15 protein-coding genes are annotated in these 15,974 nt (G+C 31.8%); 4 read left to right on the forward strand and 11 right to left on the reverse strand.

Annotated elements, in window-relative coordinates; genetic code table 11:
- The first annotated feature begins 49 nt into the window (after positions 1–49).
- Positions 50–886, forward strand: coding sequence for an ATP-binding cassette domain-containing protein (locus V9L04_RS09790; RefSeq protein WP_338793908.1), 837 nt, complete (start codon positions 50–52; stop codon positions 884–886).
- Between the two features lie 17 nt (positions 887–903).
- Here the strand turns inward: V9L04_RS09790 and V9L04_RS09795 are convergent, their stop codons facing one another.
- The 3 genes from V9L04_RS09795 to V9L04_RS09805 all read right to left on the reverse strand — a co-directional run bounded on the left by V9L04_RS09795 (position 904) and on the right by V9L04_RS09805 (position 3,737).
- Entirely contained in the window at positions 904–1,434 is a 531-nt protein-coding gene (locus tag V9L04_RS09795) for an N-acetyltransferase (protein ID WP_338793909.1), read from the reverse strand.
- A gap of 311 nt (positions 1,435–1,745) precedes the next feature.
- Positions 1,746–2,597 (reverse strand): hypothetical protein, encoded by an 852-nt coding sequence (locus V9L04_RS09800; RefSeq protein ID WP_338793910.1) that lies wholly within the window; start codon positions 2,595–2,597, stop codon positions 1,746–1,748.
- 96 nt (positions 2,598–2,693) lie between these two features.
- Positions 2,694–3,737, reverse strand: a complete 1,044-nt coding sequence (locus V9L04_RS09805) for an IS630 family transposase (RefSeq protein WP_338790635.1) — start codon at positions 3,735–3,737, stop codon at positions 2,694–2,696.
- 260 nt (positions 3,738–3,997) lie between these two features.
- On the opposite strand from V9L04_RS09805, the gene V9L04_RS09810 reads away from it, so the two are divergent.
- Positions 3,998–6,640 carry an AAA family ATPase gene (locus V9L04_RS09810; protein ID WP_338793911.1) on the forward strand — a complete coding sequence of 881 codons (2,643 nt, stop codon included), beginning with the start codon at positions 3,998–4,000 and terminating at the stop codon, positions 6,638–6,640.
- 182 nt (positions 6,641–6,822) lie between these two features.
- Here the strand turns inward: V9L04_RS09810 and V9L04_RS09815 are convergent, their stop codons facing one another.
- Complete coding sequence (locus V9L04_RS09815) at positions 6,823–7,767, reverse strand: DMT family transporter (RefSeq protein ID WP_338793912.1); 945 nt, start codon at positions 7,765–7,767, stop codon at positions 6,823–6,825.
- A gap of 102 nt (positions 7,768–7,869) precedes the next feature.
- Positions 7,870–8,439, reverse strand: coding sequence for a hypothetical protein (locus V9L04_RS09820; RefSeq protein ID WP_338793913.1), 570 nt, complete (start codon positions 8,437–8,439; stop codon positions 7,870–7,872).
- Positions 8,440–8,647: 208 nt separating this feature from the next.
- Between V9L04_RS09820 and V9L04_RS09825 the strand changes: the two genes are divergently transcribed.
- Entirely contained in the window at positions 8,648–9,535 is an 888-nt protein-coding gene (locus V9L04_RS09825) for an RluA family pseudouridine synthase (RefSeq protein ID WP_338793914.1), read from the forward strand.
- Between the two features lie 196 nt (positions 9,536–9,731).
- On the forward strand, positions 9,732–11,822 hold the full coding sequence (locus tag V9L04_RS09830; protein ID WP_338793915.1) for a M13 family metallopeptidase: 2,091 nt from the start codon (positions 9,732–9,734) through the stop codon (positions 11,820–11,822).
- Positions 11,823–12,368: 546 nt separating this feature from the next.
- On the opposite strand, the gene bioD is transcribed toward V9L04_RS09830, so the two are convergent.
- From bioD to V9L04_RS09860, 6 genes are all read right to left on the reverse strand, one after another.
- On the reverse strand, positions 12,369–13,007 hold the full coding sequence (bioD, locus tag V9L04_RS09835; protein WP_338793916.1) for a dethiobiotin synthase: 639 nt from the start codon (positions 13,005–13,007) through the stop codon (positions 12,369–12,371).
- Between the two features lie 17 nt (positions 13,008–13,024).
- A complete protein-coding gene (locus tag V9L04_RS09840) occupies positions 13,025–13,534 on the reverse strand; it encodes a hypothetical protein (protein WP_338793917.1) in 510 nt (169 codons plus the stop codon).
- A gap of 76 nt (positions 13,535–13,610) precedes the next feature.
- The gene (locus V9L04_RS09845) at positions 13,611–14,648 is read right to left on the reverse strand and encodes a saccharopine dehydrogenase NADP-binding domain-containing protein (RefSeq protein WP_338793918.1); all 1,038 of its coding nucleotides are present in this window, start codon (positions 14,646–14,648) and stop codon (positions 13,611–13,613) included.
- A gap of 3 nt (positions 14,649–14,651) precedes the next feature.
- Positions 14,652–15,086, reverse strand: coding sequence for an SRPBCC domain-containing protein (locus V9L04_RS09850; RefSeq protein ID WP_338793919.1), 435 nt, complete (start codon positions 15,084–15,086; stop codon positions 14,652–14,654).
- 21 nt (positions 15,087–15,107) lie between these two features.
- Entirely contained in the window at positions 15,108–15,230 is a 123-nt protein-coding gene (locus V9L04_RS09855; protein ID WP_338793920.1) for a hypothetical protein, read from the reverse strand.
- Between the two features lie 262 nt (positions 15,231–15,492).
- Positions 15,493–15,945: a DUF2147 domain-containing protein gene (locus tag V9L04_RS09860; protein WP_338793921.1), complete on the reverse strand. Its 453-nt coding sequence runs from the start codon at positions 15,943–15,945 to the stop codon at positions 15,493–15,495.
- Positions 15,946–15,974: the final 29 nt, after the last annotated feature.

The following is a 15,974-nucleotide window of genomic DNA, read 5'->3' on the forward strand; positions in this document are numbered from 1 at the left end:
AAACCTAGCAACAGCTTGGAAGCTATTGGCTACTTTTAAATCCTAAAAAATGATTACCCTAAAAAACATAACCTACAAAATAGGACAAAAAACTATTTTAGAAGATATTTCAGTCAATTTCGAACCTTCAAAACTTCATTTAATCATTGGCGCAAATGGCGCAGGAAAATCTACTTTGATAAAACTAATTTGTAATCAAATAAAGGCTACAAAAGTAAATGGAACAGAGGGAACAATTCTTTATGAGAATCAAGAAAGTAAAATCATTTCAATTTCAGAATTTGCACGAAATAGAGCAGTTCTTTCTCAAAATATCGAACTTGCTTTTCCTTTAAAAGTACACGAAGTAGTAATGATGGGACGTTATCCCCATTTTGGGGCAGCAGCAACCCAAAAAGATTACCAAGCCATAGAAGAAGCAATGGATTTTTTTGGCGTAATGGAAATGGCAGAAAGAGAATATTTGACACTGAGTGGAGGAGAAAAACAGCGAGTTCATTTTGCTAGAGTGATGGCACAGATTTGGAATTTTTCTTTTTCGAATACATCTAACTCTACCAAAAATTCAAAGCTAAAAAACAGGTATTTGATTTTGGACGAACCTCTTACTTTTTTGGATGTTCGTTATCAATTTGAGTTTATGCACAAAGTTACAGAGCTTTTAAAACAAAAAGATTTGGTAGTTATTGGTGTAGTGCATGATTTGAATCTAGCTGCAAAATTTGCTGACCAAATTGTCTTACTTTCCGACTCAAAAATCTTAGCAGCAGGAACTAAAGAAGAAGTTTTGACAAAAGAAAATATCAAAAAAGCTTATTCTTTAGAGCCTGTCATTCATACCGATTTCCGAAACGATAAAAATGAAATGTATTTGTTTTTTGAGTAGAAATACTTCAAAATCAATTAGAATCCAAATTCTTTTGGATACTCTACAACTCCACTTATATTTTTTAATGCTCCTTTTGTAAGCTCAATCGCCATACAATTTTCCTTTGGCACATCAAAAGGTAACTCAATATCAAATGTATGTGCTTGTTTATAGCCAAACTTTGGATAATAGTTTTTGTGTCCCAGCAAAATAATCGAATCAAAACCTAACTCTTTTGCTTTTTTATGAGCTTCTTTGATAAGTTGTGTGCCTACTCCTTTTCCTTGAAATTTCGGTAATACAGAAACAGGTGCAAGAGCAAGAGAATCATACGTATTTCCTTGATTTTTTATCTTAATTTTTGTCATAAGAATATGCCCAATGATTTGATTTTCAAACCTAGCAATCAAAGATAATTGAGGAATAAAAGCATCAGATTTTCTCAACCTTTCTACCAAAAAATGCTCTTGTTGGTCGCTATATTCTTTATCTTGAAAGGCTTCTTTTATAATTTCAAAAACAAATGCTTCATCTGATTTTTTTTCTTGTTGTACGTCAATATTCATTTTCAAACTATAATATTTAGAGATTTTTTAATTTACTTTTATCCATTTATGTGCTGTTGTGAATTCTATCAAACCTTCTGGTTTTGTGAAAATCACCCCCTTCATAGGATAACTTTGGTATTGCCAATCAACTACAGCATTTTTATTTTTTATAAGAAAACCCTGTTATAATTGAAGTTGTCTAAGAGTAGAAAAAATCCGTGTTTTGTGACACACAAATAAAGCATTCATTTTAAACAACTTCATTAAGAAAATAGAAGATTGAAATAATTTGAGCTTGTAAAATTTATAATAGTGAATTGTATTAAAGTTTAAACTGGCAAAGCCTCTTCTTTAATTTTCATGTCATGCAAAAATGTACTTCCGTCAGAATGATAAGATTGTTGGGCTGCAAAATCAGTAATAAAATGATTTGCTTTTGCTTGAAAAATGCTTGAAGGAGTTTGTTCATTAAACTCAGCAAAATTACCACTTCCTATCTTTTCAGAAATAATTTTATTGTTATAATCAATCCCCTTTGGTGTGAGTTTGTGCCAAGTAACCTGTACATGAATAACTTCTTCACGTCCAAAATAATATCCACGAATAAGCTCAATTCCTGTAATTAGATAACCTTCTTGATAAATTTCAGTCGGACTTCCACCATCGCCTCCAAAATGTTTACCCATTCTTTTAGACTTAAATAATTTATCCTCTGTACCTATTTCACTAAAAATGGGTGTAAAACCATCAATAATATCTCCACTACGAACCACAAAACCAGTCAGAGCTAAAAAATTATCTTGTTCAATCGGATTTCCTTCCCCTTTTTCTTTATCCACTAACTGACTTTTTGCACTTTTCATTTCTGTTACACCAATTTTGTCTGTTTGCACAATACTTGGAGCATTAAATTGAGGTAAGAGGTCTAATTCTTTAGATGCAAGAATTTCGTTTACTCCTGGTTTTATTTTTTTATCGTCAATAAGGTTTACTTTTATCAAAAACTCTAATGATTTGGCTCTTATCTTGGGGTCTGCTGATTCTAGAGCCTTTTGAATAAGAGCAGATTGTGTGTTTTTTTTTGCTAATTGTGTAGCCCAATATCCACTAATTATATTTCCAACAACAGTTCCTAAGATTGCTAAAAGTCCTGTAATGAGTAAAGGAGTAATTTGTTCCATAAGTTTTGTAGTAAGTTTTGATATTTACTTTTAAATATAAGAAATTTGACTGTTTATTCTAAATATTTTATACTTTAAATACATTGTCTTTTATACTCAATAGAAATTGGTTTTCGAAAATTGGACGTGAAAATTAGGTGCTAAAAGTGTTTCTAGCTCATCTTTATAATCAACGATATATTCAAAAAATGCAAGGACGTTAGTCCTAAATTTTTCAAATGTATTGTAGTATTCATAATCAATTATTTTCTTTCTCATCAACTTCCAAAGTCTTTCAATTAAGTTTAAATTAGGCGAGTAGGCAGGCAAGTAAATGAGTTCTATTTTAGAGCCATATACCCAGTCTTGCACCAAATAAGATTTGAAATAGGAGGCTTGGTCTAAGACCATATACACCTTGCTTTTATCTAAATACGCTGCTTCTACTTTATCTAAAAATTCTCTTACACTCTCTGAATCAACTGTTTCTGATTCACTAATGAGTATATCGCTTGGATTTTGAATGTTTACTGTACCTGTCAAATTTATGCGCTTTCTACCACTACTACTTTTAATTTCTCTTTCCTCTCCTGTTGGAATCCAAGCATAATTACTTCGGGTATTCCATTGAGGATGAACAGCATCTGCGTAGAGTAGAACAGCATTTTCTGAATCTAAACGCTCTATCAAAGCCTCTATATCTTCTATAAAGTGAGTTTGAAGTTCTTTATCAGCTTTAGCAGGAACTGTTTTTGTCTTTTTATAAGAAAAACCTAGACGTTTCATCAAACTAGGAAGACTTTTAATAGCGTAATCAATACCTAAATTTTCTTTTATCCAATAAGCAATAGACTGGCAGTTTTTATGCAAGTGAGAACGAAGTTCTTTATCTAAAGCTGCCAAATCAAAACTATCCAACTTACCCCAAAAACCTAAATAATTAGAAGAAATAAAACCAGAAAGACCACAGGAATTATAACTTTTTACATAATTATAAAAACTACTTAAATCAACACCTAAAAGCTCTGACAACTCTTTTGCTGACTTACCTTGGTCAAGACCTAAAAGAACAGTACAACGAATATAGTCCTTCTTTCCTGAAGAACTTTTACGATAATCTTTTAAAATATCTCGTTCAGAAATACTAAGTTGAAAATTCATAAGCTAAAAATAATCAAAATTTAGATATTTTTGAAATCTAATTACGGATGAGTATATCTACTTGATTAGACAACAAAATTTTATTTACTCTGTATTAATTGTCCTTAATTATATTTTTCGTATTTTAATTGTTCAAATGTTTTTTTATAACCAAACGAAAACTATTTTCTTCAAAATTTCGTTTTGAAAAACCTGTCTCAGCTTATTTTTTTTTAAAATTTCGTTACCTATTTTTCCTCTATTTTACCCTACATTTTCAAATGATGTTTCGCAATAAAAAAAGTGAAGAAAAACTTTATAAATTTAAAGACCTAAAAATCTATTCTTCTCCTGAATGGCTCGCTAATGGAATGCGAAAATACAGAACTGTTTTTGAGAGCATCGAAACGAGTTATTTGTATGTAGAGCTTTCTTTTTATAATAAATTATTTGATGTAGAAGAGTGGGAAGCTGCTATTTTACTCAAATGCTACCGTTTGAGCAGTCGAAAAGAGCGAGAAATCGTTTGTGAAATAAATGTAAATCAGGTTATTTCACCTCAAAATAATATAGTGAACATTAGAGAAGGTTGGGGAAATGATGAAGTAGGAACATTTTGGACACGAGGAGATTATGTTTGGGAAGCCTATATAGATGGTGAAATTTTTGGTACGAAACCTTTTTATATAGAAAGTGGAGGTCCTGTCACAACTCAAAACAATCCCTATTTTGAGATGCAAACTATAAAACTCTATGAAGGAACACAAGATGGAGTAGATGAAGAAAATAGAGTGTATCATAAACAATTTTCAGCCACTGAGGCTAGATATATTTGGGTAGAATTTAATTTTGAAAATCTGCAAGAAGATGACTTTTATTGTGAACTAACTTTTAATATATACAACGAAACTCGCCAATTAAAAGGGCAGACCATAGAAATAAAAAAGGTAGAACAAGATGAAGATTTTGTAGAAATAATTTCGGGTTATGGCTCTGATGTAAAAGGTTCGTGGATTCGTGGACATTATACATTAGAAGTTATCTTTATGGACAGACTTATTGCAATTGTTCCATTTGAGGTGGGCAAAAAATTTGTAATTGGAAATACGGTTATCTATCCTCCCTCGTCGTTTTTGACAGGAAGAGCCTATTCGAATCCTGCAAAAGAAAATGAGGAGGATGAAGAAGAAACCTATGAACAAGTAGTAGAAAGATTAAATAATTTAATTGGACTCAAAGACCTCAAAAAAAGAATTCATGATTATACTTCTTATCTTCAATTTACTCAAATACGTCAAGATAAAGGACTTAAAGAAGATAAAAATCTAAATTTACATTTAGTTTTTAAAGGAAATCCAGGAACTGGAAAAACTACAATAGCTCAAATGATGGGAAAAATTTATCATCATTTAGGATTGCTTTCAACAGGAGAATTACACGAAGTAGGAAGAGCTGAACTTATTGGGCAATATATTGGACAAACTGCTCCAAAAGTAAAAGATATTATTGATAGAGCTAGAGGAGGAGTTTTATTTATTGATGAAGCCTATTCGTTAGTTCGCTCAGGAGAAGATAGCAAAGATTACGGACAAGAAGTAATTGAAATTTTGGTAAAAGAAATTTCGGACGGAAAAGGTGATATTGCTATTGTTTTGGCAGGGTATACACAACCTATGGAAACACTTTTAGAATCAAACCCAGGATTGAAATCTCGTTTCCCTGTTCAGTTTGAATTTCCAGATTATACTCCTCATGAACTTTTAGAAATTGCACAACTGACAGAAAAAGAAAGTGATTTGCAGTTTACACCCGAAGCTCTTCATATTTTGAGTAAAAAAATTACAGAAGAATATCGCAAAAGAGATACTACTTTTGGAAATGCTCGTTTTGTCAAAACTACAATTAGAGAAGCAAAAATGAATTTGGGAGTCAGGATTATGAAAATCGAAAATCCTAAAGAACTTTCAAAAACCGAACTTTCAACCGTTCATGTGGCTGATGTAGCGCATCTTACAGCAGGAAAAACAGTTACTCCTCTTTTGCTTTCTATTGATGAGGAAGAATTGCAGCGTTCGATGGCAGAACTTCATGCTTTAGTTGGACTTTCAGAAGTCAAAAAACGTATCAACGAACTTATTGCTTTGGTTCGTTTTTATCAACAAACAGGACGCAATGTATTGAATCAGTTTTCACTGCACATGCTTTTCAAAGGAAATCCAGGGACTGGAAAAACTACCGTAGCTCGTATTTTAGCTACAATTTATAGAGCTTTAGGAATCTTGGAGCGTGGACATTTGGTAGAATGCGACCGTCAGAGTCTTGTTGCTGGTTTTGTAGGACAAACAGCTATTAAAACACAAGAAAAAATCAATAGTGCCATTGGTGGAATTTTGTTTATTGATGAGGCGTATTCTCTTACTTCAGATTCAAAAACTCAAAATGATTTTGGAAAAGAAGCCTTAGAAACCATTTTGAAACAAATGGAGGACAAACGAGGCGAATTTATTGTCATTGCAGCAGGTTATACTCAAAATATGGAGCAGTTTGTAGAAATGAACCCTGGTTTGAAATCTCGTTTTGATAGAACCATTATTTTTAAAGATTTAACAACAGAAGAACTTTTAGAAGTAGCAGAGGGATATTTTGAGAAAGAAAAATTGACTTTGACAGCAGAAACAAAAGAATATCTACAAAATCAAGTGACAGTTCTTCATGCACAGAGAGATAAATATTTTGGAAATGCACGTACTATCCGAACTATTGCTGGGGAAGCTGTCAGACAACAACATTTGCGTATGGCATCGCTTCCTGAAGCTGAAAGAACTGAACAGATAATGCAAACTTTAGAAAAAATTGATTTAGAAAAAGTTAATTTCAATTATGAAGAATTGACAGGAAAACGTAGAATGGGCTTCAAAATGTAATCCTGTCATGATTGATTATGAAGATGATATGTTGGAGTAAAATGTATACCAAAATAAAAGGTATTTCACCCTTTTATATTTACGGATATAGTTTACGAAAAATAAAGTTTTTGGTGCATTTTTCTTACGCTAAAGCGTAAACTACAGGTAAAAGCAATTACTAAAAAGTATTTATTTTGGTATTACCTATCCAAAATTTTATCATCTAATTCTGTTATTTCTTTATTCTTGCTTTTAAAAGTAACATTCAAAATTACTCCCAACAACATAAGACCAATTCCGATAGCAACATAGATATTAAAGACCTCGTGAAAAAATAAAAATCCAAAACCAAGTGCATACACTATGCCTGTATAGCTCACACTTGCAACTTTTGCAGCTTCTTCAACTTGATAGGCTTTTGTCATATATAATTGTGCAATTTGTGTCAAAATTCCTATCAAAAGTAAATATAACCAATCTATTCCCACAGGCATTGTCCATTCATAAAAAATACAATACAAACTAGCGATAGGCAGCGTTACAAGTGGAAAATAAAGAATTACCATAAGAGGATGTTCCGAAGTTTTGAGTTTTCTGATGCAATTATATGCACAACCAGCAAGAAAAGCTGCTGCAATTGCCATCACAAAATAAATTGTATCGACACGCTCATCAAAACCTTTTACCATCGTTACACCAATAAAAGAAATCAAGAAAAATAACCATTGAAGAGGCACTAAACGCTCTCCCAAAATAAGCCACGCAATAATTGCCGTAAAAATTGGAGATAAATAATGTAACGTAATTGCAGAAGCAAGAGGAATATTTTGAATCGTGGTAAAGAATAGAAAAAGAGCCATTCCACCAAAAAGACCTCGCAAAAAAAGAATTTTTTTATTTGTTCCTAATCCTTTTACTTTTTGCATTTTGAGTCCAATTACACAAATTACAAAGGAAACAGAAGAACGAAAAAGTATAATTTCCATTGCAGGAATATGAGGCAACATTTTGACTATCAAATTCATGATAGCAAAACAAAAAATAGCAAAAAGCATATATAAGATACCTTTTGAAATGCCAATTTTTGCAAATAAATCATCAATTTTTGAAGTAGAAACGGAAGAGGAAGGAGTAGAATTTTCCAAAGAATATATTTTTTGTAGATTTTCTGTATAAATTATCCACAAAGGTAAGCAAGCCCAAACGAAGTAAAACAAAAGCTAAACTATAAATAACTAAAATTAAGGTTAGCGAATTCCGAGAAAATCTTCGTGAACATTAAAAATCAAAGAAAATTGATGATTTGAGATAAATGGAAATACTCGTTCTTTATTCTGACGAGTAGAAAAATTATAGCCATAATACAACAGCACATCTCCAAAAACCCCCAAACCTATTTTTGGCGTAATAACAAAAGCATTTTTGGAAAAATCCGTTTGATATTTTGCTTCTAGTGCTAGAGCTAGTAACATAGCATTTACTTCTACTCCTGTTTTTATTCCATAGACATTTCTGGATTGACTCTCATTCAATTGAAAATTAGGAATAACTTCTAAAGCTGTATAATAGGAACGACTAAAATAACCTGTACAACCAAAGTTTCGCATCTGAAAAGCTACACCTGCTTCTGAATAAAAGTCTTTTTGTAATCCTGCACCAATACGAATAGAAATGTAATTTAAAGAAGAGTAATTTCTATTTACTACTCCATACGGTCTATGCCTCTGTAAACTATCTTCTTGTGCAAAAACAGAAGATATGGAAAAGAGCCAAGTAAACAAAAGAGCTATTACAATAAAAGTTTTTTGATGATTCATTTTTATAAAAATAAGGTTAGTTTAAAAAAAACGTTTTTGCTTTTTTAGGGCTAATCTACTGTAAGATAAGTATTTTTGCCGTTGTTGGGGTCCTCATCAACAACAATATTCACATATACCATACTCTACATTTACTGCTCATCGTACAGAGACTATAAAATCAAGCTAAAAGTTATTTCTTTACTTACCTTTGTTCTTTTAAAACTTATTGGAAAAAGACATAGTTACAATCTACACTACCGAAAAACATACCGTTCCACAACAACTAAATTCTCCTATTCGTCTTCAAGAATATGGAGTAGGTATTTTTGCACTCATCCCTACCAAGTCAGCTTTCAAAAAAGCTTTGAAAAAAAATTATATTACAGTCAATAGTAAACCTGCCACGACGGCTACTTTCATAACTGGTGGGGAAACTATTATTTTATCGCTTCCAAAAGAAGAAAAAATAAAAAGAGAATTTATTTTTCCTCTCAAGGTTTTGTTTGAAGATGAATATTTGGCAATCATTCATAAACCTGCTGGTATTTTGGTAAGTGGAAATAGCTTTAAAACGATTGCAAATGCGTTACCTCAAAACTTAAAAAAGAGTAATCTTGATGATGCGACCATTCCACAGCCTGTTCATCGCTTAGATTATGGAACAACAGGAGTTTTGCTTGTTGGAAAAACAGCTAGTAGTATTCGTGCTTTGAACAAACTTTTTGAAGATAAAGAAATTCAAAAAAACTACTATGCTGTTGCGATTGGAAAAATGAAAGAAAAGCAGGGAGTAATAAATACAGAAGTGGATGAAAAAGAATCAAAATCAAACTATCAGGTTATAGAATCTGTAGTTTCTCCAAGGTTTAAATTTCTGAATTTGGTAAAACTAGAACCCAAAACAGGAAGAAGACATCAACTCAGAATTCATCTTTCAAGTATAGGAAATCCAATTTTGGGAGACAAAGAATATGGAATTGAAAATCTAATTCTGAATGGAAAAGGAATTTATCTACATGCTTATTCCTTGGAATTTATCCATCCCTCTACAAAACAAAAGATTTATATAGAAGACAAATTGCCTCCAAAATTTCTAAAACTATTTACTTTATAGAGCATAGTTATTCTTAAAAAAAACTAAATTTCTATTGTGTTTCCATAAAAAGATAAAAGGAGTTGCTTTATTTTACTAATAATCTTTAAAACTTCATTGCTATTTTTTGGTGAGTTTCTGAATTATGTATCTTGCTATGATATATAACTTAAACTAGCCATACACACACATTTTATTTTATCCCTATTTCAAATTTATGAGACATTCTATCTACAAAATTGGAGCTGTTACACTTGGTCTGACTATCGGATTAGGTCTAACATCTTGCAATGAACCTAAGAAATCAACAGCTACCGAAGCAACTGAAGAAGTAGCAACAGATAAAAAACCAACTGATTATTTAGCTATTGATTTGGCTAACTTTGATACAACTGTTCGTCCTCAAGACGACTTTTTTATGTTTGTCAATGGAAACTGGCTGAAAAATAATCCTATTCCTGCTTCTGAAACTCGCTGGACAAGTTTTAGCGAAATATTGGAAAGAAATAGAGAAATTTTGAAGCGTGTTGCTGAAAATGCAGCAAACAATACTTCTGCTTCACCTACTTCTGCTGAAGGACATGTGGCAGCATTCTATAAAAGTGGAATGAACGAAGAAAAACGTGAAGAAATGGGTTTAAAGCCTATGGAAATATACTTAGAAGCAATCAACAAAGCAGCTACTTTAGAAGAGTTTTTGAAAGTTTCGGCAGACCAAAAGTCTGTTGCAGGTGGCTTGTTTAGTATGTATGTAACGGCTGATGAGAAAAATAGCTCTACAAATGCTCTTTATCTTAATCAAGGTGGAACTTCTCTTCCAAAATCATATTATGAAGTTGCAGACCTAAAAGAAAAACTCAATGCTTTTGAAAAGCATGTTGCTAATATGTTTGTTTTGATGGGAGAAAATGAAGAAACGGCAGCAAAAAAAGCGCAACATGTAGTTGCTATCGAAACAGCATTAGCTAAAGTTTCTCGTACACCAGCAGAGCGCAGAGATACAGAAAAGAATTATAATAAAATGACATTTGCAGAACTTCAAAAACTTTCTCCAAATGTAGATTGGAAAGCGCATTTGTCAGATGTTGGAGTTCAAAATATCGAAAGTGTAGAAAATGTTATTTTAGGCACACCTGAATTCTTTACAGGATTGAGTAAAATTTTGAAGAGTAATTCTTTAGATGCTCTTAAAGATTATCAAAAATATCAACTTGCAAGTAGCTTTTCCAATTTCTTAAATAGTGCTTTTGAGAAAGAAGCATTTGATTTTTACAACAAAACAATGCGTGGACAAAATGAAATGCAAGAGCGTTGGAAACTTGTTTTAAACGTAATCGATAGAAGTGTAGGTCATTCGTTAGGTCAGCTTTATGTAAAAGAAGCATTTAGTCCAAAAGCAAAAGAACGTGCTGAAATAATGATAAACGACGTTCGTGCAGGTTTTGAAGACCATATTAAAAGTTTAGAGTGGATGGGAGAAGACACAAAGAAACAAGCTCTTACAAAACTTTCTGCCATCACTACAAAAATTGGCTATCCTGACACATGGAAAACTTATGAAGGTCTTGAGCTTTCAGAAGACAATTATGCTCAAAACTTTATGAATGCAAGCAACTGGTGGCTAAAAGATAATTTAGCAAAAGTAGGTCAGCCTGTAGATAAAGAAGAATGGCACATGACACCTTCAACTGTAAATGCGTATTACAATCCAACAAGCAACGAAATTGTATTTCCTGCTGGAATCCTTCAACCTCCTTTCTTTAGTGAATACGCTGATGATGCTGTCAATTATGGTGGAATTGGTGCAGTTATCGGACACGAAATTTCTCATGGTTTTGACGACCAAGGAAGTCAGTACGATGCAGAAGGAAACATGAATAACTGGTGGACAGACACAGACAAAGAAAAATTCAAAGAGCGTACAACTTCACTCATCAATCAATACAGTGAATATACAGTTTTAGAGGACATTAATGTAAAAGGAGATGCTACTCTAGGTGAAAATATTGCTGATTTGGGGGGAATGGCTGTTGCTTATGATGCACTTCAAAAGGCGTGGGCAAGAGATGGAAAACCAGAAAATGAAAGTGGGTTTACACCAGAACAACGTTTCTTTATAAGTTGGGCGCAAATTTGGCGTGTAAACTTCACAGATGATGAACTTCGTAACCGAATTGAAACAGACTATCACTCTCCAGGAATGTTCCGTGCAAATGGACCTTTGAGTAATTTTGATCCATTCTTTACAGCTTTTGATGTAAAAGAAGGTGACAAAATGCGTAGAGAAAAACAAATCGTTATTTGGTAGAAAATTGTCACATTACTTTCTTAAAATAAGAAAACCGTTTTATTATTTTTTAGATAGTAAAACGGTTTTTTGATGCTTATTTTTTTAAAAATTTAGACAAAAAAATCCCTTCTTTATACAAAAAGGGATTTTTCATCTGTTTCTTTTAAAAGTATAACTGAGTAATTTAAAAATGAGCAGTTGCAAAAAATATTCATTATTAGCTAATGAGACAAACTACTGATTACTCTGTTTTAACTTTCTATTTTTGGTTCTGAAAAAATAAAGTTACTGTTAAAAATTTTTGCTTGTTGTGATTTCCTTCTAAAATCTAAACGTACAAATCAGTTACTTTGAGAACCTGTGTTACTTTTATACTTACTTACTTGACTTATATATTTCAATAGGCTTGCCAATGCCAAAAAACAGTTAGAAATAATTTCATTTTACTAAAAAACAGCTTTTATAGCTTATAAAGGCGTATTTTGTTTTCTGAAAAATAAACACAGAGAAAATATTTTTTCAAAATAGAAAGGTGGTTTTTTCAGAATAGAAAAAAATACAGATTTACCACCCAATTTGTTGTGCATATTTCTTTACTGTTTCCTGTGAAATTTCCTTTTCTTGTTTTATTCTTAAAAGAACTTTAGAATCTAATTGATGAAGGATATAATTTTCGATAATCTGTTCTGATTCTGGATTAGATTCTCCATTAAAAATAATTCCTTTCAACTTGATATTTCTGTTTTTGATGGCTTCTAAGCTCAAAATGGTATGATTGATACTTCCCAAATAAAGATTACACACCAAAATGAGAGGTAAACTTAATTTTTCTATTATATCAATTACATAATCAGCTTTTCCATTTTGTCCATAACTAATTGGAACAAATAATCCTCCTGCACCTTCAACAATAAGATTCTTATCCTGACTTTCTTTTGGTAATTCAAAATCTGAGAGATTAATGTTTATATTATCAATATTGGCAGCTGCATGAGGCGACATAGGAGCTGTAAGACAAAAACGTTCTTTCAAAAAAACACTCTCTGTATTCGAAACTAGATTTTTCACTTGGTCTGTATCTTTTGGTAAACCTGCCTGTATGGGTTTCCAATAATGAGCCTTTAGAGCTTCTACCAAAATTGCACTAACGAATGTTTTTCCACTATCTGTTCCGATGGCAGAAATAAAATATTGATGTTGCATAAAATTTCAAATAGGTTTTAATTTTTGTCTAATTGAATAAGATATTCTAAATATTCATGTCCTCTTTTCTCTGCAAAGAAATCCAAACTTAACATTAAAATTGCCTGAATCGCCAAACCCAATCCTAAACCTTTCAAAAGACTTGTTGTAAAAGTCTGAGTAGAAAAAGTGAAATAAAGGATAATTCCTAAAGTAGCCAATGCTATTTCTACATAACGATAAATAACAAAATTTTTCATTACCACTTCCATACGTGGAATTTCCTGTGTTTTGATACTAGAAGGTTCATTTTTGAAGATATTTTCTACTCGTATAATGTCTTTAGGAGAACGAAAAAAAACGGTTGTTCCAACAACTAACTGAATGAGAGCTACAAAAATAAGAGAAATTGCCATTCCATAAAAAAATGGTTTTTTTACTACAAATATAAAATAAATTGAAATGAGCGTAGCGATAATTCCTACGCCTGTAAAAAATAGACTTTCAAAACGCTCTGCATTAAAATATTCTTGAATAAAAGGATTCATTTTTTTAAAATTTAAGTAGTTAGAAGTTTAGTCATTTGTTGGTGTTTTGGTAACAACACCAACAAAGACAATAATATTAAATAACTTTGACTTGAAGAGAAGAAATTTTTTGAAGTGTTTTTGTTCCAAATGCTGTTACAGGAGTTTGAAATCCTACAGGTAAATCATTTTTTTCTTGCATAGTTTTGATGATAAATAATATAGCCTGAACAGTAAATAAATAAGCTTCTGAACCTATAATTTCAATGTTTGATGTTTTTCCTTGTTCATTTTTAGCTTCTGCAAAAACGATGGTTTTTCCATTTTTGAGTTCTTTTTCTGACGAACCTTCAGGAAGAAAGTTTATCAAATTATTCAAAATAAAATTGCGTAACCAAAGTAACTTTCCTTTCATCATGCTGACAATTGGTGCAGGAAAAGTAGAATACGTTTCGATATTTGGAATAGAAGTAGAAATTCCAGCCGTAAACAAATCTGCTCGCCAAGGATTATAAACAGCTTCGTATTTTTTGTTTTGAGATTCGAAAGTCATTGCTTTGAAAGCAGGTTTGGCTTTCTGAAGGCTTCCATTTTGTCGTATTACCCCTTCTTTGTTGATGTCTTTCAAAACTGTTTTGAGTGTTCCTCTTGAAACTCCTCCAATAGTAGTATAAGCAATTTTGAGATGAGTGGCATCTGGTAAATTTTCTTTAGCAAGATTAGCAGCCAAATCTGTCGGTACAACACCAAAACCTGCTCCTGAAAGCAACAAAATACCCGCTTCTTTAGCTTTTTGTGTATAACTATGTACAAGTTGAAATTCAGGAACTTCACCAGCAATATCCAAATAATGTGTTTTTGTTTCTAAACCTGCTTCTATCAAAGGACGAGCTGTAGCCGAAAAAGGCCCTGCCAAATTAATAATAATATCTATATCCTTTAAATGTTGAATTATTTCAGAAGAAGACTCAAGGGAAAAAAGACGACTTTCTAACTCTAATTTTTGAGCCATTTCTTTGACATTATTTCCTCTTCCTGCTAAGATTGGCTTCAAACCAACTTTTATAGCTTCTTTGGCAAGTAGCTTTCCTACATAACCAGATGCACCATAAATAAGAATTTTGTTCATATTCATAACTTAAGAATTTTTATTTTTTTCTAAAAGAACTTTTAATGCTTTGTTGTGTTCTAAAAAGGCATTTTCCATTTTTTGTAATAACTTTTTGGGAATAAAAAATGAAAAAAGACCTGTGAAATATTCACCATGCAAAAGTTCAGTGGTTTGATTATCTATTTTTCGTAATTTGTAGTAATGTTTTCCTGCCATTAAAAAACTAGCTCCTTGTACGCCTTTCCAAGTGAGTTGATTGTAAGGAACAAAAGCAATTATTTTAGGAGAATAGGTATTACCTAATGGAATAATGTATGTTTTTATGGTTTGTCCTTCTGCTAAATTTCCTTCCAGCTTACCTACTAAAGGATTCCAATTTGGATAGTTTTCTGTATCTACTAAAGCTGTCCAAACTGTTTCTAAAGGCGAGTTTATTGTGATTTTGGTGTGATACTGTTTCATTTTACCAGAATAAGAAAATAATTAGTTACTTTTTTGAGTTCGAAGAGCCAAACCTCTCCAAGTTGCTCCTAACAAATCAGCCGAAGCAATCAAAATCAGCATCTTGCTTTGGTTCATTATAAAAACCAAAGCAAGAGTAGCCAAAAAGAAGAAAATATGACTTGTACCAGTAACCGTAAAAAAAGCCGTTCGTTAGTGGTCAGAAGATTGAAATAATATATTCCTAGTACGTGTGAAAATGCCTAAAATGCTTATCCAAATTTTATTGATAGATTCAAAACCAAATATTCTTACTAAAAAATGAGGAAGTAGTAGGATTGTCTCTACCATTAAAAATAAATGAAAAATTGATAATACAGATTTACTCGTAAATATAATATAGAATTTAAAATTGAGTCAGAAAAAATTATTTTACTCTATACCAATATTGTGTTCTTCCCATTAAAGAAAAACCAATATAACCACGTACTTTGAGTTTATCATTTGATTCTAATTCTACTTGACAACTATATGTTTTGCCATTATTGGGGTCTAATATTTCACCGTCTTCCCATTCTTTATCCGATTCTTTTTTCAAATCCCAAAGAATTTCCATTCCTAGAATTTTTTGATTTTTGCGTTTACCACTACATTCAGTACAAAGGCTATTTTCATCTCTGCCTTCTTGTAATAACTCTACAAGTTTTCCATGAACTTTTCCATTGACTTCATAGATTTCAATAATCGAACTTGGTTTTTGGGTTTCGTCATCGATAGTTTTCCATTTTCCCAAAATAGCTTGGTTTGGATTGTTAGAAGTAAAGCCAAAAACAACAAAACAAAGGATACTAAAAAGCAATATTTTTGATATAAGATTCATCTTAATTAGGTGTTTTGTGTGAATTAAAT

The sequence above is a fragment of the Bernardetia sp. MNP-M8 genome (assembly GCF_037126285.1).
Lineage (GTDB): Bacteria > Bacteroidota > Bacteroidia > Cytophagales > Bernardetiaceae > Bernardetia.